Raw genomic sequence first — 25,899 nt, 5'->3', positions numbered from 1 at the left:
GGCGTGGTCTCTACCCCGCACAATATCGGGTACGAATAGGAACTTTACGACGACGCCGCCGCCGGGGCAACCAGGCTCCTGCACATCGTTGGCCGTTTGGATGGATCACATCGTGGGTATTCCGCCGATCTGTTCGGTTGAGATTGCAGCCCACGGCGCCCGGCGGACCCGGTCGGTTCATCACGTGTTGCGCCACACCGACATTGATGAACGCGACGTCCCTCCCGAACTTTCCTACCGGGAAAAAAGCGACTACCCGAGTCAAGCTGAACTCGGCACCAGAAACAGTCACAAGGAGGTTCTGATGTATAAGTCATTGGCGGATCAGACCGAGCAACAACTCGGCGGCCGGTTCAGTGTGCTGAGCCGGCAAAAACGTGACCACGTCGAACTCGACCGTCTCATCCACGCGATCGAGGACGCCCACGGTCGCGAACGCGAGGAACAGTTGACTGCCCTGTGCCGGTTGGTGTTTCCGCACGCGTTCGCCGAGGAGTCGGTGTTGTGGCCGTTCATCCGCCGCAACGTGCCCGACGGTGAGGACCTGACTCTGCAAATCGAACAGGAACACCAGGAGATCAACGAACTGTTCACCGAATTGGAGAAGCTCGACCCGGATTCCGCTGAACACCGTGAACTCTTTGCCCGGATCGTCGTCGTCCTGCGCGAGGACGTCCGGGACGAGGAGGATGAGCTGTTGCCCCGGCTCCAGAACGTCTCCACGCGCCGAGACCTGGTGCGCATGGGCGCCGCGTGGGAAGCGGTGCGTCGCACCGCACCGACGCGACCGCATCCGGTGGTGGCGCGCCGCCCTCCGGGCAATGTTCTCGCTGCCGCTCCCCTGACCGTTCTCGACCGTGCCCGCGATCGGCTCGACCGTTTCGCCCGCGCCGACCACAGATTCAGTACCGCCGCCCGTTCCGGTAGCCGCCTGCTCGCTCGAGCTGCCGGACGGATCGAGCACATCACCCCACTGACCAAGGGTGAGGACCGGTCGACGCATTCGTCGGCCACCTCACGTGGAGAGCCGCCATCCTCCGCACCACGACAGAATTGAACGCGAGGTCGTCTGTCAGGCCGCGAGAAGCTCTGCCAACCGGTCGAGATCTTCTTGCACCAGGCGACAGTCACGATCGAACTCGTCGTCAGTCAGGTCGAGCTGACGGATGGTGAACACGATCTCGGCCCCGTCCGGATGCGCGAGCACCCGAATTGGATTGTTGACCGTCGCACCTGACGGCAATATCACGTCGTGATCCAGGATTCCGTATTCGTTGGGTGCCACGAAACGCACGGCGACTCTGCCCATCGGTGAATCCGCGAACAGCGTGTCGCCGTCGCGCGTCACTTCGGACCGGGCCAGGCCCGCCGCCCATTTGGGCAGATTGTCCGGGTCGGCTGCATATTCGTAGACCTCGGTGGGCTGGGCCGGGATCACCCGGCTGAGGTGGCGGCTACGCATTGTTGCTCTCCTTTTCTCCGACTTGCTCGGACGTTATTCATCCGGGCCCTGGGCGGGGCGACAACCACGGATCTGTTCGGCGAGGATGTCGGCGTGACCGGCGTGCAGTGCACTTTGTCATGTCCTCCTCGGTTCGTCTGAACCCTGCGCTCAGGAAAGCGGAACGAGGTAGGAGTCCACCCGGGCGATGAGGCCGTCCCGGAAAGTGAACATGCAGGTCCTTAGATCGGCGAAAGGTCCAGGCCCGGAACCGTCGATCCACGTACCCCGACGCGGTCGTCGGGATCATAAACTCAGTTCTTTGAGACCCATCTCGTGCGGGTGACCTCGGCTTCCAACTGAACAACAATTGTGATTCACAATGATTTTGGACACGGTGACCATTAGGCCAATGGAAGCTGATTTGTGTTTGCGCGCACTAAATTTCCGCCAATAATGGCTTGACCTGCAACGAACGTACCCCTCCCGTGCGACGGTCAATATGTTGGCCGAGTGGCCAACTTCCATCGCACAGGGAGAATCCATTGCACTCGATCGCGTACCCATCGCCGGCCACCGACCACCGCACGACCACGCAGAAGCTGGACGGGGTACCCGGGGTCAAGGATCCGAAAGAAGTACTCAGAATTGCGAGCGCAATCGAAGAGCACGGGGATTGGACTCGCATCGTCCAGGGCTGCTCGATGGGGATGTGGTTTGCGGTCGCGGTGCGACCGGGAGCCTGCGGCTCACTGCTGAGTGGACTGGCGTCGATGTACTTCGCCGACACCAGGGTTTTCGGTGAACCCGGCCGCCAATTCGCTGCGGCCGTGCAGGCAGCCCTCGTTTCCAGCTGACGGGCGTTGCCGCGTCGACTCGGGCACTCCGCGCTAACGTGGAGTGGACTTGCCCACCAGATTCCCACCCGTGAGGACACAGCACCCCGATGAGCACCCATGATTTCACCGCCACCACTGCCGATGGCGGCACACAATCACTGAAGGACTACGAGGGCCAGGTACTTCTGGTTGTCAACGTGGCGAGCAAGTGCGGGCTGACCCCGCAGTACGAGGGCCTTGAAGCGCTGTACCGCGACAAGAAGGACAAGGGACTGCAGATCCTGGGCTTCCCCTGCAACCAATTCGGTGGCCAGGAGCCCGGAACCGCCGACGAGATCGCCGAGTTCTGCAACGTCAACTTCGACGTGACCTTCCCGATCTTCGCCAAAGTGGAGGTCAACGGCGAGAACGCCGACCCACTGTTCAGCTACCTGCGCTCCGAAGCACCCGGAGAATTCGGTCCGGATTCCGGTTTCTTGTACGACCACATCAAGAAGTCGCGTCCGGAAGCCATCGGGACCGACGAGGTCAAGTGGAACTTCACCAAGTTCCTCGTCGGACGCGACGGCGCCGTCATCAAACGCTACGAACCCACCGTCACGCCCGAAGAGATCAGTGCGGATCTTGAGAGCGTGCTTTCCTGATACCGGTGTCTTCTGACACCTGAGCTCAAACCCGAAGCCACCGTGGTCAGTTGATGACCGCGGTGGCTTCGATCTCGTCGAGAAATCCTGACGCTGCCAGTGCCGCCACACCCCGATGAGCACCTGGACTCGTCGGTACATCCGCGACATCGAGGCCGCGTGCCGCGTCTTCGACGCCTGAAACCGCTGCGGCCCCGGCCTGATCAGCCGGCTTCGGCGCCCTCATCGAAGTCGTCTTCGAACTCTTCGTCGGCCTCATCGAGGACGCCGTCCGATGAGCTGAGTTCCAGATACGGCCGCTGAAGCGCTCCGGGGGTCACCTCATTCGGGTCGTCTTCGGTGATCTCCACAAATGCCACCTGCCCCCAGTTGATGACAAAAGCAGCATCGTCGGCGTCGAGGGCGATGACCAACGGGGGCACGATTTCTTCGAAATAGTCGGTCGTCCCCGGCACCTCGATCGTCTCCGTCGCACCGACGATGCTGCGTTGGATCTCGCGGGCGACCTCGTCGCGGTCGGCGTCTTCGAACGTCAGGATGTAAGGAATCTGCGGACTCGAGACATAAATGGTCATCGCCCAATTGTCACTGACATCGCACCGATTCGCGTATCCGGGTCTGACGCAGGCCAGGGCCAAAGCGTTAAACTGATCGACCCCGAGCGGGCCGTCTCAACCACGTGCGGCGTCAGTGGATTCCGAATTGATACCGGCGAAATCTCAGCTGCGCGCGATGATTGACGCGAATGCGGCGCCAAGAACGTTGGCAACCGATGACGCATCGCCGAGGTAGCCATTTACCATTGCGCCGTCTCGTAAGAACATCAATTGCCTTCCAACAGAGCTGGGTTCAGGCACCTCGGCCTCAACGGCGATGTCAACGAAATAGTCGAGTGTCCACTGGCGGTGCACATCAACGGCGACTCGAACAGGGTCGTTCGGGTCGGAAAACTCCGCCGCTGCATTGATGAAAGCACACCCCCGGAATCCGGGACCACAACTCGCGGCACCGATGTCGACGGCGAGATCGCGTAGCGATCCGACCGGATCGCCACGACGCCGTACCCCCTCCAGCCAGCCCCGCTCCCCTGCCGCCTGATGCTCCAGATACGCGACCACGAGATCACTCTTGGTGCGAAAGTGGCGGTAGAAGGTGACCTTGGTGATGCCAACCTGTTCGATGATGCGGTCGGCGCTCGTCGCCCGAATCCCGTGAGCGTAGAACATCTCGCCCGCAGCGGCCAGAATGCGTGCTCGCGTGGCGGACGCCGAGGACTTGCGCAACGCCGGCTCGGGCACTTCAGCAGTCATTCTCTGCTTCTCCTCTACTTCTCTCGTCGATCTGGTTGCTCTATCGCCGTGCACACCCTATAGTTCGGCATGTAGACGTACTAGTAACTCTACCGTCGATCCCCGCTCGAACAAAAGGAACCACAATGACCACAACCACCTCTCGTGCAACGACCTCGATGATCAGCACACTGCATCGCCTGTATTTCGCCCGCTTCGCGTTCGCCACCATCTGGGCGACGATCCTGATCGCGACCTCACCCGAGGTCGGGCCTCTCTTGACGGTCTTGCTGGTCATCTATCCGCTCGTCGACGCAGCGGCCGTCTCATGGCAACTGCGGAACGAGGGGCGCGGGCAGGCCCCACGGATGTCGGAGATATTCAACGTGGGCATCAGCGTGGCCGTGGCTGTGGCGCTGGGGTGGACTTCGACGGTGTCCATCGCCGCTGCGCTCGGAGTCTGGGGCGCATGGGCAGTAGCCTCAGGAGCCACGCAGCTCGCCACCGCCATACAGCGCCGGCGCGCCGGCGGTCAGATACCGCAGATCCTCAGCGGTGCTATTTCAGTACTGGCCGGACTATCGTTTCTGGCGCAGTCATTCCAAGACGCCACGTCCATCACCCCAGTGGGCGGCTACGCCACCCTCGGAGGAATCTTCTTCCTCGTCTCTGCCATCCGCCTCACCATCCTCCACCGCCGGCCACGGTTGTGATGACCCCGGGCATCACCAGTCAAATGGGGCTCAAATAACCAGTGCTGCAGTCAAATTGGCGTAGCATGCGAACGCATTGCCTTCGAAGTACTCGTTCACGACCGTCAGCCACAACAATCCGACGTCGGCGTTGCCCCAGCAGATACCGCACCGAGCAGTACTGGCAGGTCCCGATAGTCGGACTCCAAAGCCCGGTGGTTGAGTCCGCATCAGGAAGGCAATCTCGACCTCATCAACGCCGGGCCCACAATTTTGTCCACCGTGCGGTCCACTCAGACGACACCATGATCCTGCGCGAGTCGAAGCTGAGGTCCACTCTCGACTGGTCGGCGACCTGGGAGGTAACTTTGCGGGCAGTCCTCGGCCGGGTAATTCGAACCCTGCCCCTGAGCCAAGCCGACGCCCCTCAGATGCGGCTCCCCAGTACCGCGATCACCCAACACATTGAGGCAAACTGTTGAGTTGAGGCAATGTCGATTGAATCAAATACGGCCCGGACTACACATATGTGCAGGTCCGGGCCGTATCTCTGTGCGCCCGAAGGGATTCGAACCCCTAACCTCTTGATCCGTAGTCAAGTGCTCTATCCGTTGAGCTACGGGCGCATGCTGTGTTCAGTTGTCTAGCTGGTCGAACTGGTCGTGCATCCATTCGGTCGTACTGGCGGAGGCGAGAGGATTTGAACCTCCGGTCTCGTTTTAGCGAGACAACTCATTAGCAGTGAGTCCCATTCGGCCGCTCTGGCACGCCTCCTGGTGGAGTCCTTTCGAACTGCCGAGGAGAAGATTACACACGCCTCGCCGCAGACACCAAACCGACTGCTAGGCGCATTTTTCTCGTGGCCTAGATTGGATCGGGTGACCCCGCGTATCCGTCCCGACCTAGCCGATGTGCCCGCCTACGTCCCGGGCAAGAACATCCCCGGCGCCCTGAAGCTGGCGAGCAACGAGACCACCTTCGGTCCACTGCCCAGTGTGGCGGCGGCAATCGCCGACGCGGCCTCCCGCGTCAACCGCTATCCCGACAACGGTGCGGTCGCGCTGACGGACGAACTGGCCAAGCATCTCGGCGTCGCACCCGAGAACGTCCAGACCGCGTGCGGATCGGTGACGCTCTGCCAGAACCTGATCACCATTGCCACCCGCCCCGGTGACGAAGTGCTGTTCGCCTGGCGGTCGTTCGAGACCTACCCGCTGGCGACCAGGGTGGCCGGGGCCACCCCGGTCCAGGTTCCGCTCAACGACGATCTGGTGCACGACCTGCCGGCGATGGCGGCGGCGATCACCGACCGCACCCGGTTGATCTTCATCTGCAACCCGAACAACCCGACCGGCACCGTGGTCGACACCGACAACCTGATCGACTTCCTGGACCGCGTCCCCTCCGACGTCCTGGTGGCCCTCGACGAGGCCTATTTCGAATACATGCGACCCGATGAAGCCCAGCGCTACGACGCCGTCGAGCTGACCCGTCGATACCCGAATCTGGTTGTGCTGCGTACCTTCTCGAAGGCATACGGATTGGCGGGCCTGCGGGTCGGCTACGCGATCGCCGACCCCTCGGTCACCAACGCCCTGCTCAAGGTCCACCTGCCGTTCAGCGTCAACTCGCTCGCCCAGGCGGCTGCGATCGCCAGCCTGCACGCCAAGGACGAACTACTCGCGCGCACCGATTCGATCGCTCTGGAACGCGGCCGTGTCACCGGCGAACTGCGGGCCGCCGGCTACCGCGTCCCGCAGAGTCAGGCCAACTTCGTCTGGGTTGATCTCGGTCCGGACGCGGTGCCCTTTGCCCGGGATGCGGCGGAGGCCGGCGTGATCATCCGGCCGTTCGACGGCGACGGCGTGCGGGTGACCGTCACCGAGGAAGACGAGAACAACACGTTCCTCGACTTCGCCCGCAACCGCGCGGCTCGCAGCTAGCCCCAGACGACGCGGCAGTCCCCGAGGGGACTTCCGGGATGCACAGGCAACCACCGGCCCCGCAGCGTCCAACTCAGGAGCACCGGTAACGACCGCTGGTCAGAGTCCGGGGGCCAGAACCGGCCACATCGCCTTGAGGTCCTGGGTCCAGTACGGCCAGGCATGGGTGCCGATGGCCCGGAACTTCGAGGTTGCCTTCACCCCGCGGGTACGCATCAGCAGGGCGAACTCGACCGAGCAACGGTAGGCACCGGCCTCCAGGGTCACTCCGGCGGCGATCATCTGTTCCCGCGTCTGACCATCTTCGAGCTGCGTGGTCTGATCCAGCGGACCCGGGAGCCCCGAGCCCGCGGAGATGAAGAGGTTCTTGCCGCGCAATGCGTCGAGCCGGTGGGAAGGATCGTGATCAGCCCATCCCCGGGAGCCGAACGGTCCCCACATGTTGGTCGCGTCGGCACCGTCCTTGGCCAGCGTGGTGCGCACATAGCCCTCGTTGACCACGCCGGTCACCGGCGGGCAGCCACTGAGCGATCCGGCGCCCGTGTACAGGTCGGGCTTGCGCGCTGCGAGGGCATAGGCGGCCTGCCCGCCCATGGACAGTCCGGCGATGGCGTTGTTGCCGTTGCCATTGAACGTCGCGTCGATGAGCGGTGGCAGTTCCTTCGTCAGGAACGTCTCCCACTGGGGCTGTCCGAATACGGGGTCCCGGCGTTCCCAGTTCGTGTAGAACGCGCCCTCACCCGACGGCAGGACGACGGTGACGTCCTTGTTGGCGAAGAACTCCTCGGCACCACCCTTGGTCAGCCAGTCACTGACGCGATCCGTGGCGCCGGCGCCGTCGAGCAGATACAACGTGCCCCGCGGGCTGCTCAGGTCGGCGGGCGTCAGCACACTGACCTTGACGTCGCCACCCATGGCCGGCGAGGCGATCGTCAGATCTTGCCGCTGTGGACCGACCTGGGTCACGTTCTCGATCTCGGCGGTGACCGGGGCCGCAGATACCGCTGCCGTACCCGAGGCTGCCAGTGCGGCAACCGTCACCAGTCCGCCGATGGCCGACATCACACGTCCGACGCACTGCATGAATTGACCACTCCCCTGTTGTCTATCCCGGCCCGGAGGCTACCGAGGGTACAGAAAGCTGGGAAGGACCCTGCGCGACCCGAAGAGTCCTGTTCCGGGCGACGGTTCCAGTTCGGAAATCCAGCAGGGATCATGTGGGATATGGAAAATCCGACGAATACCGCAAACGCCGCAGACTCCTTCGCTCACGTCGCCGACGTCCCCGTTCGATGGTCGGACATGGACGCGTTCGGCCACATCAACCACGCCCGGATGGTCACCCTGATGGAGGAGGCTCGAGTGGCGTGGCTGATGAGCGCCGGTGAGCAATACGCGCCGCTCATCAAGAGTGCGATGATCGTCACCGTCGAGATCCGGTATCAGGCGCAGCTCCGACACGAGGACAGCCCGTTGCGGATCAGTATGTGGATCAAAGGGTTTCGATCTGTGGACTTCACCATCGGATACGAGGTCCGCTCGGCAACCGCCGACGCCACCAGCAAACCGGCATGCGTGGCAAGTACCCAGATGGCGGTCGTCGATGTCGAAAAACAGCGCCTTCGCCGGCTCACGGATCTCGAGAAGGATTACCTGAGGCAGTGGACCCGCGGCTGAAGGCGCGTTCAGTTCTCGATCTGCTTGCGTGGGCCGGTCACCCGCGGCGGCGCCGGGACGGGCGGGACCGCAGCCGAAGAGTTCTCGTCGAAAAATGGGGTCACGTTGCCTTGCAAGATGTTCCGGTAGTCACGCAGATGTGCCCGTCCGGCGCCGAGCTGTTCGCCCAATCGCCGCGTGTTCTCGGCCGACAGCTCGCGTTCACCCGACCTCGCGATGAGGTGGTCGATGCGCTGGTCGATGGTCCCGGCGTAGTTCACCTGATCGAGGACCTTCAACTCGGCCGCCGCGGCGGCGACCGCATCGGCCACATCCCAGAGGGCTGCCACCCGATCGATCAGCTGTGACCAGACCGGCCGCAACTCGGCCTCGCGGGAGCGCAGTTGTTCACGCAGCCGATCATCCGAATCGGCCACGGCCCGAACGCGATCGAGCTCGATGCGGACGGTCCGGAGGTTGATGACGTCGGTTGCGATCTCGGCAAGCTCCGCGTGCAGATTGATCTGGCCGCGCTGAACCTCGAAGTGGTCACTGTGCCAGACCGGTGACCGCGTGATCCGGTCATACGCGTTACCAGCGATGTACAGCAACGTCTCGTAACCGTCGACGAATCGCGAGCTGGCAGAAGAGGATTCGTCAGGCTCGCCGTCGTCGAACGTGGCCGCCTTTCCGGCGACCCACTGCCCCGCCTTCGACCGGTTGTCGGTCAGCTGTCCGATGACACCTGCCGCGGTGCTGGCAGCCATCGCGGTGGCGCGACGCAGATAATTCACGTCCAGAGCGTTGGGGCAGGGCGTGAAGAGCAGTCCGTTGAACAACCGCTCACGGTCACTCATGTCGAGGTGAAGACCCTCCCGGCGTTCGCGGCGGATGCCCCGGACGGTACCGGCGAAAACGGGCTTCGATGCCGTCACCAGATTGCGGGCCGCATCGCGTCGCCGCGAGAGCGCCACCGCCCGTGACCGCACCACGAGCGCCGCGACCTTCGGCATACGGGGGTTGCGCAGCTGATCCTCGAGTTGGCCGAGTTCACGCTGCAGTCGGCGCAGCTCACCGAATCCACCGATCGCCGGGACCGCCAGGCCGGCGGTACTGCGACGCACGAGCACCGCCCTCGCCTGCTCGGACAGGAACCCGGACGCGATCAGGATGGCCGCCGGATCGGACAGATCAGGCTGCCTGCCCGGCATCCGAGAGGTCTCACACCACCGGCGGATGTCTGCGGCACCGCCTGAGGTGGCAAAGGCAGAACTGTCGACCATCGGGGCCTCCGGGGGGTTACGGGCTTTCAACCAGTATTACCGGACGCGCCCGAGCGGGGCCGTTTTCCGACGCCAGAGCGGTGCGGTCACCGGATGAAGCGCCCAGGCGACCGGCATCGACAGGACCGACGTGATGATGAACACGCCGACCGCCGAACCAGACCACCGCCGACTGTGACAGCGCCGGGTCCCACCCAGTGTCCGCGGGCCGATCGCCAACGGCCCCACCAGGGTCAGCTGCCCGACAGGGCGTCGGCCACCCGTTCCAGGGCCGCGACGCGACTCCCCTTGACCAGGACCGCATCTCCGGATTCCAGATCGCCGAGCGCCGCCACGGCCGCGTCGACATCATCGACGTGCGTGGCGTCCGGGCCGTAATCGGGGGCGGCCACCGCGATCACCTCGATGCCCAGCGCGCGCGCACGCTCGGTGATGGCCAGGTGTTCGGCCGCGGCCGAGCCACCGAGTTCCGCCATCACCCCGAGCACCGCGACGCGGCGCCCCGCCTCGAGCGCGGCAAACGAATCAAGGGCGGCCGACATCGATGTCGGGTTGGCGTTGTAGGCGTCGTTGAGGATGCGTACCCCGGCATCGGTGCGGCTCAGTTCCATCCGGAGGCCGGAGATGGCCGCGCCACCCAGCCCGGCGGCGATCTGCCCGATGCCCACGCCGATGCCACCGGCGGCGGCTGCTGCGGCCAGCGCGTTGGCGACCTGGTGTTCTCCACGGGCCGCCAGATCGACCTCCGCAGTCCCCCAGGGTGTGTGCAACGTGAAACTGGCCCGCAGTTCCGGGTCCATCACGATGTGCTCGGCGTACACATCGGCGCTCGGGGTGAGGCCGAACGTGATCACCGGGGCTGCGCTGCGCTGCGCCATCGCCGCGACCACCGGATGGTCGGCGTTCAGCACGGCCAGCCCGTCGGCGGGCAGCGCCTCGATCAACTCGCCCTTGGCGCGGGCCACCGAATCGAGATCCCCGAACAACTCGAGGTGCACGCCTTCGACGCGGGTCACGATGCCGACCGTCGGGCGAGCGATGTCACACAGCAACTCGATATGACCTATGCCACGGGCACCCATCTCCACGACGACGGCTTCGGTGTCGTCGGGGGCACCGAGCAACGTCAGCGGCAGTCCGAGCTCGTTGTTGAACGAGCGCTCGTTGGCCGCGGTGACGTATGTGGTCGCCAGAACCGCCGCGAGCAGATCCTTGGTCGACGTCTTGCCCACCGAACCGGTCACCCCGACCACCGGTCCGCTCAGCCGGGCCCGCGCAGCGCGGCCCAGGTCGGCCAGGGCCAACGCCGTGTCCGTGACCTTGATGGCTGCGGTGTCCGCATCGCCCTGGTCACCCGCCCGGGCGGTCAGGTACGCCTTCGCGCCGGCGGCCAGCGCGCCGGGGATGAAGTCGTGTCCGTCTCGCTCGGCGACGATCGGCACGAACAGCCGGCCGGGTCTGATGCCGCGAGAATCGATACTCGCTCCGTCGATCTCCACATCGGGACCGAAGAGCTTTCCACCGGTTGCCGCTGCCACGTCGCTCGCCTTGAATCGCACGCATCGACGCTACCGGGCAGGTGGGGGCGACCACCAACCACCGGCGATGTCCGGTTCGCTGCTGGCCTATCGTGGCCGCATGGCCAATCCCGCATCATCCGACCGCATCCGCCTTGTTGTGCTGTTCGGTGGTGCGTCCGCGGAACATGACGTGTCCTGCATCACTGCGGCGCACGTCCTCGCGGCGGCCGATCGGTCCAAGTATGAGCTGATCCCGGTGGGCATCACCCGCGACGGAAAGTGGATCCGCAACGACAAGGCGATCGCGACACTGGCCGATGCCGCGCTGGATCTGCCGGGCGTACTCGAGCCCGAGGGCACAGAGATCGATCCGCTCTCGGCTCTGCAGCGCGCCGGCAACGAGACGGTCGTGGTCTTGCCGCTGCTGCACGGTCCACACGGTGAAGACGGCACCGTCCAGGGCATGCTCGAGTTGGCCGGTGTCCCCTACGTCGGCGCCGGGGTTCTGGGTTCGGCGGTATGCATGGACAAGGCGATGGCCAAGGTCGTGACCGCGCAGTCCCAGATCCCGCAGTGCAACTGGGTCGAGTTCCGTGCCGGGACCGGTGAGATCGAGAACCTGATCGAGCGCGCCATCGACACCCTGGGTCTGCCCGTATTTGTGAAACCCGCCAATCTCGGCTCGTCCGTGGGTATTTCAAAGGCCTCCGACCGCGCCGAGCTCGCCACCGCGATCGAGCTGGCATTGCGCTACGACGAAGTCGTGGTGATCGAGGAGGCGGTAACCGCCCGCGAGATCGAGGTGGCGGTTCTGGGTAACCGGGAGCCGAAATCGTCGGTACCCGGCGAAATCCTTCCCGGCGCGGAGTTTTACGACTACGAGGACAAGTACGTCAACGGCGCAGCCGGTCTGGTCATCCCGGCCCAGCTCCCCGAGCACCAGATCGCCGAGGTCCGGCGGCTGGCCGAACGCGCATTCCTGGCGCTGCGATGCGCCGGCATGGCCCGCGTCGACTTCTTCTATGAGGAGAACGGTCGCGGCTGGCTTCTCAACGAGATCAACACGATTCCCGGGTTCACCCCGGCGTCGATGTACCCGAAGCTCTGGGAGGCCTCCGGCCTCGGCTACAGCGACCTGATCGACCGTCTGGTCGTCCTCGCCCGCGAACGACACCAGGTCCGGTCAGGGTTCTCCATCGACCACTGAGGTGTCGCAGGTGGCACCATCGAAGTTGTGATCGACAACGTGCGCGGCCGGATCTGGCGGAACGGCAAACTCCAAGACGGCTTCGACATCGAGTCACTGTCAGATTGCCTGGCCGACGACACCACGCTGGCCTGGGCCGATCTGGTGAATCCCAGCCACGAAGCGCTCCGCACGCTGGCCGACGAACTCGACCTCAACTCCTGGGCGGTGGAAGACGCACTCGCCGACGCCGAGCGCGTCAAGGCGGTCAGCTACCCGCACCACAAGTTCATGACCGTCTACGCCGTGGACATCCACGACGATCCTTCGCTGTCCACCAACGGCGCCTTGCACGTCCATCGGATCTCCATGTTCATCAAGGACAACGTGCTGATCACGGTGCGGTTGTCCGACGACTTCGACATGGATGTGGTGACGCAGCGCTGGGATGCGATGGACGACGAACGGCTCGGCATCGGGGCGCTGGTCCACGGACTGCTCGACGTCGTCGTCGACAGTCACTTCGACGCGGTCCAGATGCTCGACGACAGCATCGAGGATCTCGAATCATTGCTCTTCGAAGAGAACAAGAACAGCCAGGACCTCCAGCGGCGCACCTACCGGGTGCGTAAGAACCTCGTCAAACTCCGTCGTGTCGTGCTCCCGATGCGAGAAGTGGTCAACCTGATCCAGCGAAACCGGCTCGAGAACAGGGCCAATCCCGCTCTCGACGCCAGTTTCACCGACCTCTACGACCACGTCCTGCGCGCCACCGAGTGGACAGAGTCGTTGCGCGACATGGTGACAACGCTGTTCGAGACGAATCTGTCACTGCAGGATGCCCGGCTCAACTCGGTGATGAAAAAACTGACCTCGTGGGCCGCGATCATCGCGGTGCCCACGGCGGTGACCGGGTTCTTCGGTCAAAACGTCAAGTTCCCGGGGTTCGGCAACTCGTTTGGTCTTGCGATCAGCGTGGCGATCATCGTCACCTCCGTGACCTTTCTCTACATGCTCTTCCGTCGCAAAGACTGGCTCTAGCCCAAACCCCGATGATGTGTCCTTTTGGCGACCAAAAGCCCTGGTGGGCACCGCCATAAGGCCACATCATCGGGGGCGAGCGACTATCTGGACTTCAGCCGCCGGGCTCGATGGAGTGAACTCTGTCGGTGTGTTCGATTTCGATGCGACGCGGCTTGGCCTTCTCGGCAATCGGGATGGTCACGGAGAGAACACCATTGTCATAATGCGCATTGATCCCGGCGGTATCGATTCCCTCACCCAGAGACAGTTGGCGACGATACGTTCCGAAGAACCGTTCATTGGTCAGCCATTGCACCCCGTCATCGGAGCGGGCACTGCGCTGCGCCGAGATGGTCAGGACGCCGTTGTCGACGTTCACATCGACCGAACCCGGATCCACGCCGGGCAGGTCCGCCGTCAGCAGATAGTGCTCGTCGAGTTTGCAGAGGTCCATCGGCATGAACCGGGGAGTTCGGGAAGATCCGGTCCCCTGCGCCTGCGCACCCAGCAATCCACGGGCGAATGCATCAACGTCACCGAAAGGATCAAAACGAAGCACAGCAACCCACCTCCTAGTCGCTCATGGCCCGCCACCCTGGCGGGCGACCAATCACTGTGCCCGATATTTTTAGCACTCCAGGGGCAAGAGTGCCAAGTGTTTCCGCGAACCAATTTCTCGCGGGAGCCACTGCCGCACAGTCCCATTGAGGTGGAGCTCAGCCACCGACCACCGCGGTGACCCGTTCGGCGATCAGCCCCAACGCCTTGTCGGCTGAGGGCAGGATCCCCGGAAACTGCACGAATCCGTGCATCTGACCATCGAAGATGTTGAGCTGCACGGGTACTCCCGCATCCCCGAGCGCCACGGCATAAGCCTGACCCTCGTCTCTCAGGACGTCGTATTCGGGTATCAGCACCAGCGCCGGGGGTGATCCGGCCGGCACACCCCGCAGTGGCGACGCGTCCGGATTGTCCCGGACCTCGGGGTCGGGGGCGTAGTGATTCCAGAACCAGATCATCGAATCCCTGTCCAGCAGCAGTTGATTCGCCGGATCGATATAGCTGACCCGGTCCAGATCGTGATCGGTGATGGGGTAGATCAGGACCTGCAGCGCAATATGCGGACCGGATTCCCGGGCGGCGCGTTGTCCGACAACGGTGGCCAGGTTGCCGCCGGCGCTGTCACCGGCGACGATCAGCGACAGGCTGGGCCAACTCGCCGCCGTCCAATTTGTCACATCCCACGCGTCACGCGCGGCAGTGGGATATGGATATTCCGGCGCCAACCGGTAATCCGCCGACACCACAACGCAATTGGTGATCGCGGCCAGTCGCCTGATGGTGGGGTCGTATTCCGCGGCGGACCCGAGTACCCATCCCCCACCGTGGAAATATGCGATGACCCCGCGCGGGTGCTCGGTAGCGGTGTAAACACGAACCGGGATCCGGTACCCGTCGTCGGCGACCACGGTGTCCTCGGAGACGGTGAGCAACTCCGGACCCGGAGGCAAGAGATCGGAAAGTGCCGCGAAGGCCTCACGGGCCCGGGTCACCGGCAGTTGATGGATCCGCGGTTCACCGGCCTCGGCCAACCGGGCCAGCAAGGCTGAGGTCGCATCATCGACTGCCATCGGCCCAATGTACTGCGCCGCAACAAACCCGCAGGTGAGACGGTATTTCACGGGACGGGATGTTTTGCGACGGGCGTCGGCGGGCACATTACGGACATGAGTATCGAAGACGGCCCCGGAGACACCCTGAATCCCAGCGAAAGCCTGGACCCCGACGAGCGCAACCTCGAAGACGACGGCGTCGTCGACCCGCCGGACGACTGGCAGGAGGCCGACAAGTTCGGAACCACGCACAGCGAGGAAGCCGAAGGTGAATCGCTGGACCAGAAGTTGGCCGAGGAGGTGCCCGATGTCGAGATCGAGGATGCACCCGAGATCCCGGTGGCAATCGCGCCCGACGAGGCGCTGTCCGAAGACATCGTCGATGCCGTGATCGACGAGGACGGTCCCGAGGTGATTTTGGACATCGATATCGATAGCGATTGACACGTGGATAGCCCCTGATCAAGACATTGTGGATCAGATTTATGTAAACCGGCATTCTCCAGCTGTCGCCATGGCAGACTGAGCTTCGATTGCTGATCCGTAACACAGGGAGTTCGATCATGACCCGCACCGCCGAAGCCGTCCACGACGATTCGCCGGATGGCCTCGGCGCACTGCCCGCGTACCAGAACGTCAAGACCGTCTTCCGCTAGAACCTCCAGACCAGTGCCTGGTCGGGCGGGGAGGCCCGGCCAGGCACTACCCAAGTCCGCCGCGTTCGTCGCTTCTCAGGCGTAGTCCCAGAATTGCAGCCAGCGGACAGTGGCGAACAACGTGAGGGTGACGGCGTAGAGCGAGACCACCACGACGACACCGATGACCGACATCTTGAGGGACGATCCTCGGAAGGGATCCAGCCAGAACGAGAATGCGGCCGTGGCCATGGGCATCAAGAGATACGTCAGCAGTGACACCGACAGAATCTGGCTGAGCCACATCGACAACCAGGGCGCGGCGCCCCATTGGTCGAAGTAGGGCCCCACAAAACGCGAGAGCACCATGACCGTCGGGTAGAGCACCAGCAGCACCATCATCCCGACTTTCCATTCGGGTGTTGCCGCCGGACGCCCGTCTTCGACCCGGACGATCGAGCCGAATGAGTTCGCCTCGAACGACGACGAGAAGTCCTGCTCGAGATTCGACCGTAGCTCCCCGAGTGCCTGCGCCCGTTCCGGGGCATCACGCCACCCGGCCAGCAGCTCATCGGTACGGAACTTGACCACGGCGGTCCACTCTTCGATACCGTCGTCGGTGACACGTGGGCCCATCAGGATCGAGTACTCGAAGCCCGGCGCTGCGGCACTGAGATCCATCAATCGACGTTGTGCCGCACCAAATCCCGCCACATGTTCCGGTTCGACCCGGTGGACGAAGACGCCCACCCCCGCGGGGGGTTGTTCTCCGTCGACGGTGACCAGGTCGCTGAACTCGCGGCGGATACCCCGGCTCGCCCCGGTCTTCACCAAATCCGCCCAGGACGGCGAATCGAGCCACGCCTGCATCAACGTCTCATCGGCGAAGGTCAGCGACACCGCGGGCTGCCGATCCCCGGCGACCGCCATGTGCCGATATCCCGCCGCGTCCTCGGCGATCACCCGCACCTGTCCTGACCATTCCGCGAAAACATCGCCGGACGCGTCGTCGGGAATCGGATGAAAGGCGACGAACACTGTTGCAACACTCGATTGTTCAGTCATCGAACGAATCAGTCCTCGTCGATCTTGCGGCCTCTGACGTACACCGAGGCAATGGCGGGTTCACGCAATTGCATGAGGAGCGCGAAAAGCAGCTGATCCCGGGCCATTTCGGCATCGTCGGCCCGTACTCCGTGGGTGACCGCGTTGTACAGAGCCGGCCACCGCTCCGGATCGATCACGATGAAATCGGCTTCCTTGCCGGTGTCGAAGTTGCCGAACCGGTCTTCCATGTCGAGCGCGCGGGCACCGGCAAGTGTTGAGACGAACAACATTTCCGCCGGATGCATCGAGACCCCGGCATCGCCGGGCTCGGTTATGTGAACCTTGAACGCGTCGTTGGCAACGCGCGAGATCAACCACTCGTCGCCACCGCCGTGGTCGGTGCCGAGCGAGATGTTCACCCCGGAGGCGACGGTTCGCAGCCACGGCATCGTGCCCGACCCCAGGAACAGCTGCGAGACCGGGCAATGGGAGATGGAGGTCCCGGTCTCGGCCATCCTGGACAGTTCGACGTCCTGGCAATGCACCGAATGCGCCATGATCGTGCGCGGTCCGAGGAGCGAGTCACCCCCGACCTTGGAGCCCGGCAAGAACTTTCCGTCATACGTGTCGAGGTAACTGTCGACCTGGTAAACCGCCTTGGTCGCATCGACCTCGCCGGTACCCGGACGATTGTTCTCGTTCAGGTGCGTGTGGACGTACACGCCCTTTGATCGCAGATCGGTGTACAACTCGCCGAGTGCGGCCAGCGTTGTCGGTGTCACCGACAACGAGAATCGGGGCACCAGTGCCACGTGCAGCAACGCGGTGGCCACATCTCCGGTGTCGGCGCCGTGCCATTTGTCGACCTCCGCGGCGGTCAGTTCGATGGCCTTCTCTTCGCTGGTCAGCAGAGGACCCGCGGAATCGGGCCCGCGGGTTTGGATTCCGCGGCCGCTGACGATGCGCAGCCCTCGCCGCTGGGTCTCTTCGAACAACGCGTCCTGTGCATGCGGGAACGCCGATCCGAACACCATCGCAGCGGTGGTCCCGGCCCGGACCCGCCGGCGGGTGAACTCGGCCGCGGCCAGCCTCCCGAACTCGGGATCATCGAGTCTTGATTCGGTGGGAAAGATGCACCGCTCGAGCCATTCCAGCAATTGCCCACCGCCGTACGCATCACCGGCGAATGTCTGGGGGAAATGGATATGGGTGTCGACGAATCCCGGGATAATGAATCCGGGCCGATGATCGACGACCACCGAATGCTCGTGTTCATCTGGAAGAGCCGAGAATTCGCCACACCAGGAAATGGTGCCATTTTCGTCGACCACAAGAGCGCCGTCTTCGATGAAGACGAGTGCGTCATGCGCTGTGGTCACTTTCGGCGAACCAGCGATATGGAATATCTGTCCGCGATAGAGGTGCTTCACCGAATCACTAAAGCACCCGCGCGCCATTCGCGCGCGGTGGTAACGGAAACGCATGTCATCAAATTCTCCTCGAAGTCTTTTTCGGTCAGGCTTCAAAAGACGCAACGCGCCACAACAACTCGGTACGAACCGCAGATACGCGATGGCTGCGAGCTGGCGTGGAATCCGAAGATGCGTCAGATAAGGCCCATCGAGAACGCGAGCGTGGGCCAGGACTTGCGCAGGTCCTCTTCCCAGTAGCCCCAGGAATGGCTGCCGGGCTGGTCGAGATCGGTCACCGCGGGGATTCCGAGTTCATCGAGCCGGCCGGCGACCTGCCGGGTGCACAGGCCGGTGGCCGCCTCGATGCCCCCGCCGAGGATGAGCTGGTCCCCGAGGGTGTCCAGCTTGCCGTTGAGCCGCACGTTGTCCTCGTTGTCATACTTGCCGGGCAGCCCGTTTCGGCTCGACAGGTAGATCGTCTTGCCGCGGAGCTTGTCTGCGTTGATGTACATGTCGTGCTCGGCCCACAGCGGGTTCTCCGGCTCGCCCCACATGTTCGTCAGATCGCCCTTGCCTCGGCGTTCGACGACCAGCTTCATGTACTCGCGGCCGACGACATCGGTGGTCCGGGCGCACCCGCTGAACGAGGCGACGCCCTGATAGAGATCGCCGCTGAGCGCGGCCAGGAACAACGAGGACGAACCGCTCATCGACATGCCCATGATGGAGTTGACGCCGGTGGTGCCGAGTTCGGCATCGATCAGCGGTGGGAGTTCCTTCGTCAGGAACGTCTCCCACTTGTTGTGGCCGAGGTTCGGATCGTCTTTGATCCAGTCGGTGTAGTAGCTGAAGGTGCCACCCCGCGGGGACACCACGTTGACGTCCTTGTCGGCGAAGAAGTCGACGATGTCGGTGGCCTCGAACCAACCGGACTTCTCCACCACGCCCTGCCCGGCGCCGTTGAGTGCGTACAGGGTCGGGCTCGGCGCACTGCGGTCGGCGGGGACGAGCACATCGAGCGCTTCGACGGAGTTCATCGACGGCGAGTAGACGTTGATCACGAGGTGCTGGTCCGTGAGGTTCTCGATGCTGGTGATGTAGGCCGGTGAACCGGCCTGGTCGATCTCCGCCGAGGCGGTGCCCGTACCTGATACGGCAGTGGTGAGAGCGACGAGTGAGGTCAGGGCAAGAGCCCCGAGCGTTGAGGTGATGCGCATCGAGAAAATCAGCCTTCCGAAAGGCCCGACGCACTCGCACCGGACACCACCCCTTTGCCGAATGTAGCCGACGGTGCGTACGGCTGCACCGCACTCGGCCCGCGATGAAAGTTGGCGCGCAACCGATCACGTTTACTTCGACAGGCGATGAAGGCGCAGCACCTCCCCCGCACAGGCCTTCCGAACGCGTAACCTCTGCGGAAATCGATGAACTCGGCGAACCGATCGAAGGGGCTCGGAGCAAGCATGAACATCGCAGCAACAACAGGCCATCGCAACGTCTCGATTCTGGGGATCGGCGCGTACCGTCCGAAACGGGTCGTCACCAACGACGAAGTGTGCGAAACCCTGGACTCGACGGACGAGTGGATCTTCGAGCGCAGCGGAATCCGCAGCCGCCGATGGATCAGCGGGGACGAGACCGCACGGTCCATGGCTGTCGCCGCCGCCGATCGTGCGATCAAGAACAGCGGCATCGACCGCAAGGACATCGGCGCACTGATCCTGGCGACCGGGAGTTGGAAGACGAAGATTCCCCACGGTGGTCCCGTCGTGGCGCTCGATCTCGGGATCAACGGGATCCCGGCGTTCGATGTCGCCTCCGGCTGCGGCGGTTTCGGCTATGGCCTCGGCCTGGCGACCGACATGATCCGCTCCGGCTCGGCCGAACACGTACTGGTCATCGGTGTCGAGACGATGTCGGTGGTGATGGAACCCACCGACCGCAACACCGCCTTCATCTTCGGCGACGGCGCCGGAGCGGTCGTCGTCGGGCCGAGTGCCGAAAACGGCATCTCCCCCACTGTCTGGGGTAGTGACGGCGAGAACAGCGACGCCATCTCGCAGAATTACGACATCCCCGAATACATGGACCGTGCCGAAGAGTTCCAGTCGAAGGACCCCGAGACCGATCCGGTCGGCCGGATGGTTGTCGAGATGCAGGGCAGTCGCGTATTCCGCTGGGCCGCAATCACCCTACCGAAGGCGCTGGGCAAAGTACTCGAACAGTCCGGGGTGGCAAAGGAAGACATCGAGGTCTTCATCCCTCATCAGGCCAATGCCCGCATCAACACGCTGATGAAGACCAATCTCGGCCTGCCCGAGGATGTTCCGGTCGCCAACGACATCGAGACCACCGGAAACACCTCGGCGGCTTCGATTCCGTTGGCCATCGAGGAGATGCTGGTGACCGGTAAGGCGAAGGGCGGCCAGACGGCACTGCTCCTCGGCTTCGGCGCCGGACTGAGTTACGCGGGCCAGGTCGTCACCCTGCCCCCGGCACCCGTCGAGGCCAGCTTCTAGCCGGAGATGGCGGCTTGGGCCGACGTCGATCTCGGCGTCTGCCCATCGGAGGCCACCAACTCCGGTGCCGGTGTACCGAGCCGCCGGGAGGCGTCGTCGCGGGTGTCGCGGATGTGCTCGGCCAACAGTTCGGCGGCGTCGTCGGGTCTGCGATCCCGAATCGCAGCAAGGATGGCGCGGTGCTCCGACAACGAGTCGCCCCGCCGGTCCTCGGCAGCAGGCAGATAGAAGAAACGCACACGCTTGTTGAGGTCGGTGACCATCGACGACAGCACCGCGTTGTGTGCGCAGGATGCCATGGCGATATGGAACTCCGCGTTGATCGCGGCCAGGATGGCCGGATCTTCGGCGGCGGCCTGCCGGGCCACGATCTCGTCGAGCTCGATCAGCTGGTCCGACGTGCGGCGTTGCGCCGCCAACCGGGTCGCCTGGTGTTCGACGATCAACCGCGCCTCGAAGAGGTCGGCCATCTCGTCCCGGTCCCGCTCGCGGACGAACATGCCCCGGTGGTGGCGCCGGACGACCCATCCATCGGCCTCCAACGCGCGCAGCGCCTCCCGGACCGGGATGTGACTGACCCCGCGAACACGAGCGAGTTCGTCCGCGTTGATCTTGCTTCCCGGTGCCAGACGGCCGGCCAGAATCTCTTCCTCCACGTCCGCTCTGATCAGGTCGGCGACCGGTGCCGCATCGGCAGACGACTTGGATGGCATGCCGCAGATCCTATATGTAACAGCGGTCACCCCGCAGTGTCTCAGGCACATCGACCACCGATACGAGAACCCCGTATTCCTTTTCCGCTGTCGAACACTGTTTAACAACCAGTTCACACATGCGAAACCAAAGGCGTCAAGAAGGGCTGTTTCCTATAGGAAATCGCACGCAACCTTCTCGGAAGGACTTCCATGACCCCCAAGGCGAGCACGGTCGACGACCACACCAGGGCCGACATGCCCCCTACCGGCGCGCTCGAGAACCCGCCCCCGGCGGATCCTTTCGAGGAGTATGAAGACCGGCCGGTTCCCGCGAACGCACGAAAATCACTGTTCTCGGTGTCGGCGGTATGGCTCGGCTTCCCGATGATCCTGACGTGCGCGGTGTTCGGTGGCATGGTCGTGTACTCGCTCGGCTTCTGGCTGGGCATCGCCGCCATCCTCACCGGCAACCTCATCCTGATGGCATATGTCGGCCTGCTCAGCCACCAGGCAGGTAAGACCGGCGAGAACTTCGCACTGATGGCGGCCCGCACGTTCGGCGCCCGCGGTTACCGCATCCCGGCCGCCTTCCTGGCCACGGTCGTCATCGGCTGGTTCGCATTCCAGACCGGACTGACCGGGTCGACACTCGAGAGCGGCATGGGCTGGAACGCCACCCTGATCGCACTCATCGCCGGCGTCGGCTACCTGCTGGCCACACTGCTGGGAATCCGCGCGCTGACGGTCATCGGGATCATCGCGGCACCGCTGTATCTGATCCTGGGTGTCGTGGCCATCGTCCAGGCGTCGTCGACGCCGGGTGCCTCCGATTTCGCCTCCTATTCGGGCGGGGCGGGCGCAAGCGCGCTGAGCTTCGGCGCCGCCGTCACGCTGGTTGTTGCACTGTTCGCAGACTCGGGCACGATGACCGCCGACTTCACCCGCTGGTCGAAGAACGGCCGGGAGGGTTTCCTCGCCGCATTCAGCGCGTTTCCGATCGGCAACACCATCGCACTGATCATCGGCGGAGTGATCGTTGCCATGGGCGCCTCCGCCGATCCCGGCACCGACGGCGGCGGCTTCCTCAACATCCTGATCGACCACGGCGGCATCCTCGTCCCGCTGGCCGTGGCATTCGTGTTCATCAACCTGGGGTCGGTGTGCACCCACTGCCTGTACAACGGCGCGGTCGGGTGGAGTCAGCTGACCGGCGTGCGCATGCGGCCATTGACCGTCCTGCTGGGCGCGGTCGGTGTCGCCCTCGCAGTGGCCGGGGTCTGGAGTCACTTCGAGGACTGGCTCAACCTGCTCGGCGTCGTCGTGCCGCCACTGGGCGCGGTGCTGATCACCGATCAGATGTTGCGCCGCAAGGCTTCCCGCGGTCCGGACCGGGACTGGCAGGCAGGCGCCTTCATCGCCTGGGGCCTCGGCGCGGCCGCCGCTCTGGCCGCCCACTACATGTTGCCGGAACTATGCGTGGTCGTCGTGGGCATCGTGGTCGCCACCCTGACCGCTCTCGCGCACGATCGCATCGTGCGGGGTACGACCGCCCCGTCAGCGCCATGACCATCGAGCCCACCTCGCACGATCACATCAAAGGAACTCTGTGACAACCACTTTCGATTTCCCCGCTCTTCCCGGCGCCACCCCGTACGCCTGGCCGTACAACGGTTCGTTCCGTCCGGAATCGACCGCCCTGCTGTGCATCGACTGGCAGACAGATTTCTGCGGCCCCGGCGGGTACGTGGACGCGATGGGTTATGACCTGTCCCTGACCCGCACACCGCTGGAGCCGACCGCCCGGGTACTGGCGGCCGCGCGTGCCGCCGGACTGACCGTCATCCATACCCGTGAAGGGCATCGTCCCGATCTCTCCGACCTGCCGGAGAACAAACGCTGGCGGTCCGCCCAGATCGGTGCGGAGATCGGCGCCGAAGGGCCGTGCGGACGGATCCTGGTGCGCGGCGAACAGGGCTGGCAGATCGTGCCCGAAGTCGAGCCCATCGACGGCGAGGTGATCATCGACAAGCCGGGCAAGGGTGCGTTCTATGCCACCGATCTGGATCTGGTGTTGCGCCGCAACGGGATCACGCACATCATCCTCACCGGGATCACCACCGATGTCTGCGTGCACACCACGATGCGCGAGGCCAACGACCGCGGATACGAATGCCTTGTTCTCTCCGACTGCACCGGTGCGACGGATCCGGCGAATCACCAAGCAGCACTGCAGATGGTGACCATGCAGGGCGGAGTCTTCGGCGCGGTCGCGTCGTCGGCCGATCTGTTGGCGGCCCTGGGTTCCTGAACCGGTCCCGACGCTCGCCGGGGGGGTTACCGCCGTTTACGGGAACGTGGCCGGGCGGCCTCGGCGGGCGCCGACTTTTCGGCAGCTGCTTCCTTGCGAACCTCGATCTGGGTGGCACGTTCGGCCTCGAGCCAGTCGGGCATCTCGGACAGCAGGGCGTTGATCTGCTCGGTGGTCAGCGCTTCGGTGATGCCATGGCGCACGAGAGCGCCCTTCGAGATGCCGAGTTTCATCGCCACCAGGTTCTTCGGGTGGGGCCCGTTGACGCGCAGATCGCGCAGCCATTCCGGCGGGTCCGCCTGCAGCGCTTCGAGTTCCTCCCGGGTGATGGTGCCCTCTTGGAACTCGGCGGGCGTCGCCGGCAGGTACACGTCCAACTTCTTGGCGGCGGTGGCCGGCTTCATCGACTGCGAACTCATCTGTCAAGGGTATCGGGCGGTAGCCTCTTGGCGTGACCACACCCGACGACGCCCCCTCATTTCGGCTGGCGTACGTGCCCGGCGTGACACCCGGCAAGTGGGTTCGCACCTGGAGTGAACGAATCCCGCAGACACCTCTCGAACTCATCGCGATGGACGTCGCCGCATGCACGGACGCGATCCGCACCGGCCGGGTACAGATGGCGATCACCCGTCTGCCTGACGCACTGCGCCACGGCGATCCCGGGCCGCACCACACCATCGAGCTCTATCAGGAGACGACCGTCGTGGTTGTTCCGAAGGACCACGTCTTCACCGTTGGCGATGAGATAAGCGTTGCCGACCTCGCCGACGAACAACTCCTGTGGCCACTCGACGAGCCCCTGGCGATGAAGCAGCGACCCGGCAACGCGGTGGATCATCGACCGGAAACCACCGGTGACGCAATGGAACTCGTCGCGGCGGGCACCGGTGTTCTGCTCGTCCCGCAGTCGCTGGCCCGACTGCATCACCGTAAGGACCTCGTCTTCCGCCCCGTGACGGACGCACCGGCCGGATCCGTCGGTCTGTTGTGGCCGGCCCCGACCACCGAGTTGGCCGACGAGTTCATCGGCATCGTGCGGGGACGTAAATCCAGCTCGTCGCGGGGTGGTTCGGCCCCGGCACCGAAACGGTCGGCCAAGGAGAAGTCGTTGGCCAAACAGGCGCGCCGCGAGGCCGCAGGAAAGAAACCCGGCAAGGGCCGGCGCCGCTGATCTCACCGCTCGCTCACGTCACAACCCGGGCGAGGGTGCGTCCTCCGCACGAACGTCGTCGTACTCGACGATCAGCGGGGCGTGATCGGAGAGCCTGAGTTGAGGCGTGGATTCCTTGTCGACGGTGACCCGACGTGCGCGCCGGGCCAGGCCCGGGGTGGCCAGCTGGTGGTCGACGCGCCAGCCGACGTCCTTCACGAACGACTCCCCTGCCCAGCTCCACCAGGTGAGCGGGCCCGGACGGTCACCGTGCAGCGTGCGCACCACATCGACCAGCCGACGCGGTCCGGTGATCTCGTCGAACCAGGCCCGCTCCTCGGGCAGGAAGCCTTCCATCTTGCGGGCGGCGCGCCAGTTCGTCACGTCGTGTTCGGTGTGCGCCACGTTGAGGTCGGCCAGCAGCAGGAACTCTCGTCCGGCCTGCCGCGCGGCCAACCGGTTGCGCTGCAGCTCGCGGGCGAATCCGGCCAGAAACCGTTGCTTGCGTGCATATTTGACTCCGCCGTCGGGTTGCTCACGCATCGATCCGGGGCGCTGGAGCTCGGCGGGCAAGCCGCCTTTGGGGAGGTAGAGATCGCCGATGGTCAGCGGCCGATCGGCCAGATCGACCTCGATGTAGCGGCCCTCGGCGGCGAACACCGACAGCCCCCGGGCCTTCGGCGGATGCGTCAACCAGGTGCGCACCGCGGCGGGTTCGTGCCGGGTCAGGATCGCCACCCCGTTGCGTCCCGGAATCGAACCGACGTCGATCGACGCGATGTGGTCACCGAAGTCGCCGACGTCATCGATGCCGCACCGTAGTTCCTGCAACCCCACCACGTCCGGGGCGCGCTGAACCAGCCAGTCATCGAACCCGCGGCGCCGGGCCGCACGGATTCCGTTGACGTTGAACGATGCGACGGTGAAACCACCGGTGGGTGTCACTGTCGCCTCCTCCATCACATCTGTCCCGCAGCCGCGGGGCGAGGATACCGCGAGAG

Annotated in this window: 27 protein-coding genes, 2 tRNA genes and 1 pseudogene; 13 read left to right on the top strand and 17 right to left on the bottom strand. The window is 64.3% G+C overall.

All coding sequences use genetic code 11. The annotated features are described in order from the left end of the window. Nucleotides 1-304: 304 nt before the first annotated feature. On the top strand, nucleotides 305-1,057 hold the full coding sequence (locus tag AC51GR_RS19550; protein ID WP_496326314.1) for a hemerythrin domain-containing protein: 753 nt from the start codon (nucleotides 305-307) through the stop codon (nucleotides 1,055-1,057). Between the two features lie 15 nt (nucleotides 1,058-1,072). On the opposite strand, the gene AC51GR_RS19545 is transcribed toward AC51GR_RS19550, so the two are convergent. Beyond that, the gene (locus tag AC51GR_RS19545; RefSeq protein ID WP_496326313.1) at nucleotides 1,073-1,462 is read right to left on the bottom strand and encodes an SRPBCC family protein; all 390 of its coding nucleotides are present in this window, start codon (nucleotides 1,460-1,462) and stop codon (nucleotides 1,073-1,075) included. 524 nt (nucleotides 1,463-1,986) lie between these two features. Here AC51GR_RS19545 and AC51GR_RS19540 point away from each other — a divergent pair. Together AC51GR_RS19540 and AC51GR_RS19535 are read left to right on the top strand one after the other, a co-directional pair. Further along, nucleotides 1,987-2,298, top strand: coding sequence for a hypothetical protein (locus AC51GR_RS19540; RefSeq protein WP_496326312.1), 312 nt, complete (start codon nucleotides 1,987-1,989; stop codon nucleotides 2,296-2,298). An 89-nt stretch (nucleotides 2,299-2,387) separates the two neighbouring features. Then, nucleotides 2,388-2,924 (top strand): glutathione peroxidase, encoded by a 537-nt coding sequence (locus tag AC51GR_RS19535; RefSeq protein ID WP_496326311.1) that lies wholly within the window; start codon nucleotides 2,388-2,390, stop codon nucleotides 2,922-2,924. Nucleotides 2,925-2,970: 46 nt separating this feature from the next. Here the strand turns inward: AC51GR_RS19535 and AC51GR_RS19530 are convergent, their stop codons facing one another. The 3 genes from AC51GR_RS19530 to AC51GR_RS19520 form a co-directional block, all read right to left on the bottom strand. Then, a complete protein-coding gene (locus AC51GR_RS19530) occupies nucleotides 2,971-3,150 on the bottom strand; it encodes a hypothetical protein (RefSeq protein ID WP_496326310.1) in 180 nt (59 codons plus the stop codon). Beyond that, nucleotides 3,128-3,499: a hypothetical protein gene (locus tag AC51GR_RS19525; protein WP_496326309.1), complete on the bottom strand. Its 372-nt coding sequence runs from the start codon at nucleotides 3,497-3,499 to the stop codon at nucleotides 3,128-3,130. The genes AC51GR_RS19530 and AC51GR_RS19525 overlap by 23 nt, the downstream gene beginning before the upstream one ends. A 144-nt stretch (nucleotides 3,500-3,643) precedes the next feature. Beyond that, nucleotides 3,644-4,234, bottom strand: coding sequence for a TetR/AcrR family transcriptional regulator (locus AC51GR_RS19520; RefSeq protein ID WP_496326308.1), 591 nt, complete (start codon nucleotides 4,232-4,234; stop codon nucleotides 3,644-3,646). Nucleotides 4,235-4,359: 125 nt separating this feature from the next. On the opposite strand from AC51GR_RS19520, the gene AC51GR_RS19515 reads away from it, so the two are divergent. Further along, a complete protein-coding gene (locus tag AC51GR_RS19515; protein WP_496326307.1) occupies nucleotides 4,360-4,926 on the top strand; it encodes a hypothetical protein in 567 nt (188 codons plus the stop codon). A 532-nt stretch (nucleotides 4,927-5,458) separates the two neighbouring features. On the opposite strand, the gene AC51GR_RS19510 is transcribed toward AC51GR_RS19515, so the two are convergent. Beyond that, a tRNA-Arg gene (locus AC51GR_RS19510) sits at nucleotides 5,459-5,531 on the bottom strand. A 56-nt stretch (nucleotides 5,532-5,587) separates the two neighbouring features. After that, a tRNA-Ser gene (locus AC51GR_RS19505) sits at nucleotides 5,588-5,679 on the bottom strand. A 104-nt stretch (nucleotides 5,680-5,783) separates the two neighbouring features. Here AC51GR_RS19505 and hisC point away from each other — a divergent pair. Then, nucleotides 5,784-6,848, top strand: a complete 1,065-nt coding sequence (gene hisC, locus AC51GR_RS19500) for a histidinol-phosphate transaminase (RefSeq protein ID WP_496326306.1) — start codon at nucleotides 5,784-5,786, stop codon at nucleotides 6,846-6,848. Nucleotides 6,849-6,947: 99 nt separating this feature from the next. Here the strand turns inward: hisC and AC51GR_RS19495 are convergent, their stop codons facing one another. Continuing rightward, a complete protein-coding gene (locus tag AC51GR_RS19495; RefSeq protein ID WP_496326305.1) occupies nucleotides 6,948-7,931 on the bottom strand; it encodes an alpha/beta hydrolase in 984 nt (327 codons plus the stop codon). A 141-nt stretch (nucleotides 7,932-8,072) separates the two neighbouring features. On the opposite strand from AC51GR_RS19495, the gene AC51GR_RS19490 reads away from it, so the two are divergent. After that, on the top strand, nucleotides 8,073-8,525 hold the full coding sequence (locus AC51GR_RS19490) for an acyl-CoA thioesterase (RefSeq protein ID WP_496326304.1): 453 nt from the start codon (nucleotides 8,073-8,075) through the stop codon (nucleotides 8,523-8,525). An 8-nt stretch (nucleotides 8,526-8,533) separates the two neighbouring features. Here the strand turns inward: AC51GR_RS19490 and AC51GR_RS19485 are convergent, their stop codons facing one another. Together AC51GR_RS19485 and AC51GR_RS19480 are read right to left on the bottom strand one after the other, a co-directional pair. Beyond that, entirely contained in the window at nucleotides 8,534-9,787 is a 1,254-nt protein-coding gene (locus AC51GR_RS19485; RefSeq protein WP_496326303.1) for a hypothetical protein, read from the bottom strand. A 233-nt stretch (nucleotides 9,788-10,020) separates the two neighbouring features. After that, nucleotides 10,021-11,346 carry a UDP-N-acetylmuramoyl-tripeptide--D-alanyl-D-alanine ligase gene (locus AC51GR_RS19480; RefSeq protein WP_496326302.1) on the bottom strand — a complete coding sequence of 442 codons (1,326 nt, stop codon included), beginning with the start codon at nucleotides 11,344-11,346 and terminating at the stop codon, nucleotides 10,021-10,023. A 79-nt stretch (nucleotides 11,347-11,425) separates the two neighbouring features. Between AC51GR_RS19480 and AC51GR_RS19475 the strand changes: the two genes are divergently transcribed. Then, complete coding sequence (locus AC51GR_RS19475) at nucleotides 11,426-12,514, top strand: D-alanine--D-alanine ligase family protein (RefSeq protein WP_496326301.1); 1,089 nt, start codon at nucleotides 11,426-11,428, stop codon at nucleotides 12,512-12,514. Nucleotides 12,515-12,541: 27 nt separating this feature from the next. Then, nucleotides 12,542-13,534, top strand: a complete 993-nt coding sequence (locus AC51GR_RS19470) for a magnesium transporter CorA family protein (RefSeq protein ID WP_496326300.1) — start codon at nucleotides 12,542-12,544, stop codon at nucleotides 13,532-13,534. Nucleotides 13,535-13,628: 94 nt separating this feature from the next. Here the strand turns inward: AC51GR_RS19470 and AC51GR_RS19465 are convergent, their stop codons facing one another. Together AC51GR_RS19465 and AC51GR_RS19460 are read right to left on the bottom strand one after the other, a co-directional pair. Continuing rightward, complete coding sequence (locus tag AC51GR_RS19465; protein ID WP_496326299.1) at nucleotides 13,629-14,075, bottom strand: Hsp20/alpha crystallin family protein; 447 nt, start codon at nucleotides 14,073-14,075, stop codon at nucleotides 13,629-13,631. A gap of 157 nt (nucleotides 14,076-14,232) precedes the next feature. After that, the gene (locus tag AC51GR_RS19460) at nucleotides 14,233-15,147 is read right to left on the bottom strand and encodes an alpha/beta hydrolase (RefSeq protein WP_496326298.1); all 915 of its coding nucleotides are present in this window, start codon (nucleotides 15,145-15,147) and stop codon (nucleotides 14,233-14,235) included. Nucleotides 15,148-15,243: 96 nt separating this feature from the next. Here AC51GR_RS19460 and AC51GR_RS19455 point away from each other — a divergent pair. Continuing rightward, nucleotides 15,244-15,531 (top strand): annotated as a pseudogene (locus tag AC51GR_RS19455) (hypothetical protein); the annotation flags it as partial. A gap of 329 nt (nucleotides 15,532-15,860) precedes the next feature. On the opposite strand, the gene AC51GR_RS19450 reads toward AC51GR_RS19455, so the two are convergent. The 3 genes from AC51GR_RS19450 to AC51GR_RS19440 all read right to left on the bottom strand — a co-directional run bounded on the left by AC51GR_RS19450 (nucleotide 15,861) and on the right by AC51GR_RS19440 (nucleotide 19,440). Then, nucleotides 15,861-16,829, bottom strand: coding sequence for an antibiotic biosynthesis monooxygenase (locus AC51GR_RS19450; RefSeq protein WP_496326297.1), 969 nt, complete (start codon nucleotides 16,827-16,829; stop codon nucleotides 15,861-15,863). An 8-nt stretch (nucleotides 16,830-16,837) separates the two neighbouring features. Next, on the bottom strand, nucleotides 16,838-18,268 hold the full coding sequence (locus AC51GR_RS19445; RefSeq protein WP_496326524.1) for a guanine deaminase: 1,431 nt from the start codon (nucleotides 18,266-18,268) through the stop codon (nucleotides 16,838-16,840). A gap of 149 nt (nucleotides 18,269-18,417) precedes the next feature. Further along, the gene (locus AC51GR_RS19440) at nucleotides 18,418-19,440 is read right to left on the bottom strand and encodes an alpha/beta hydrolase (RefSeq protein ID WP_496326296.1); all 1,023 of its coding nucleotides are present in this window, start codon (nucleotides 19,438-19,440) and stop codon (nucleotides 18,418-18,420) included. A 246-nt stretch (nucleotides 19,441-19,686) separates the two neighbouring features. Here AC51GR_RS19440 and AC51GR_RS19435 point away from each other — a divergent pair, with 246 nt between their 5' ends. Continuing rightward, on the top strand, nucleotides 19,687-20,742 hold the full coding sequence (locus AC51GR_RS19435; RefSeq protein ID WP_496326295.1) for a beta-ketoacyl-ACP synthase 3: 1,056 nt from the start codon (nucleotides 19,687-19,689) through the stop codon (nucleotides 20,740-20,742). On the opposite strand, the gene AC51GR_RS19430 is transcribed toward AC51GR_RS19435, so the two are convergent. Beyond that, nucleotides 20,739-21,455: a GntR family transcriptional regulator gene (locus AC51GR_RS19430; protein ID WP_496326294.1), complete on the bottom strand. Its 717-nt coding sequence runs from the start codon at nucleotides 21,453-21,455 to the stop codon at nucleotides 20,739-20,741. The genes AC51GR_RS19435 and AC51GR_RS19430 overlap by 4 nt on opposite strands. Nucleotides 21,456-21,647: 192 nt before the next feature. On the opposite strand from AC51GR_RS19430, the gene AC51GR_RS19425 reads away from it, so the two are divergent. Together AC51GR_RS19425 and biuH are read left to right on the top strand one after the other, a co-directional pair. Next, nucleotides 21,648-23,003, top strand: a complete 1,356-nt coding sequence (locus AC51GR_RS19425) for a cytosine permease (RefSeq protein ID WP_496326293.1) — start codon at nucleotides 21,648-21,650, stop codon at nucleotides 23,001-23,003. Between the two features lie 40 nt (nucleotides 23,004-23,043). Beyond that, nucleotides 23,044-23,745, top strand: a complete 702-nt coding sequence (gene biuH / locus AC51GR_RS19420; RefSeq protein WP_496326292.1) for a biuret amidohydrolase — start codon at nucleotides 23,044-23,046, stop codon at nucleotides 23,743-23,745. Between the two features lie 26 nt (nucleotides 23,746-23,771). Here biuH and AC51GR_RS19415 read toward each other — a convergent pair whose 3' ends face one another. Next, on the bottom strand, nucleotides 23,772-24,149 hold the full coding sequence (locus AC51GR_RS19415) for a DUF5997 family protein (protein WP_496326523.1): 378 nt from the start codon (nucleotides 24,147-24,149) through the stop codon (nucleotides 23,772-23,774). A 47-nt stretch (nucleotides 24,150-24,196) separates the two neighbouring features. Between AC51GR_RS19415 and AC51GR_RS19410 the strand changes: the two genes are divergently transcribed. After that, nucleotides 24,197-24,919, top strand: coding sequence for a LysR substrate-binding domain-containing protein (locus tag AC51GR_RS19410; RefSeq protein WP_496326291.1), 723 nt, complete (start codon nucleotides 24,197-24,199; stop codon nucleotides 24,917-24,919). A gap of 18 nt (nucleotides 24,920-24,937) precedes the next feature. On the opposite strand, the gene AC51GR_RS19405 is transcribed toward AC51GR_RS19410, so the two are convergent. Then, the gene (locus AC51GR_RS19405; protein WP_496326290.1) at nucleotides 24,938-25,858 is read right to left on the bottom strand and encodes an exodeoxyribonuclease III; all 921 of its coding nucleotides are present in this window, start codon (nucleotides 25,856-25,858) and stop codon (nucleotides 24,938-24,940) included. Between the last annotated feature and the right edge of the window lie 41 nt (nucleotides 25,859-25,899).

Source organism: Williamsia sp. z71 (assembly GCF_059553375.1).
The sequence above is the reverse complement of the archived record's forward strand: the minus strand, read 5'-3'. Positions and strand labels throughout refer to the sequence as shown.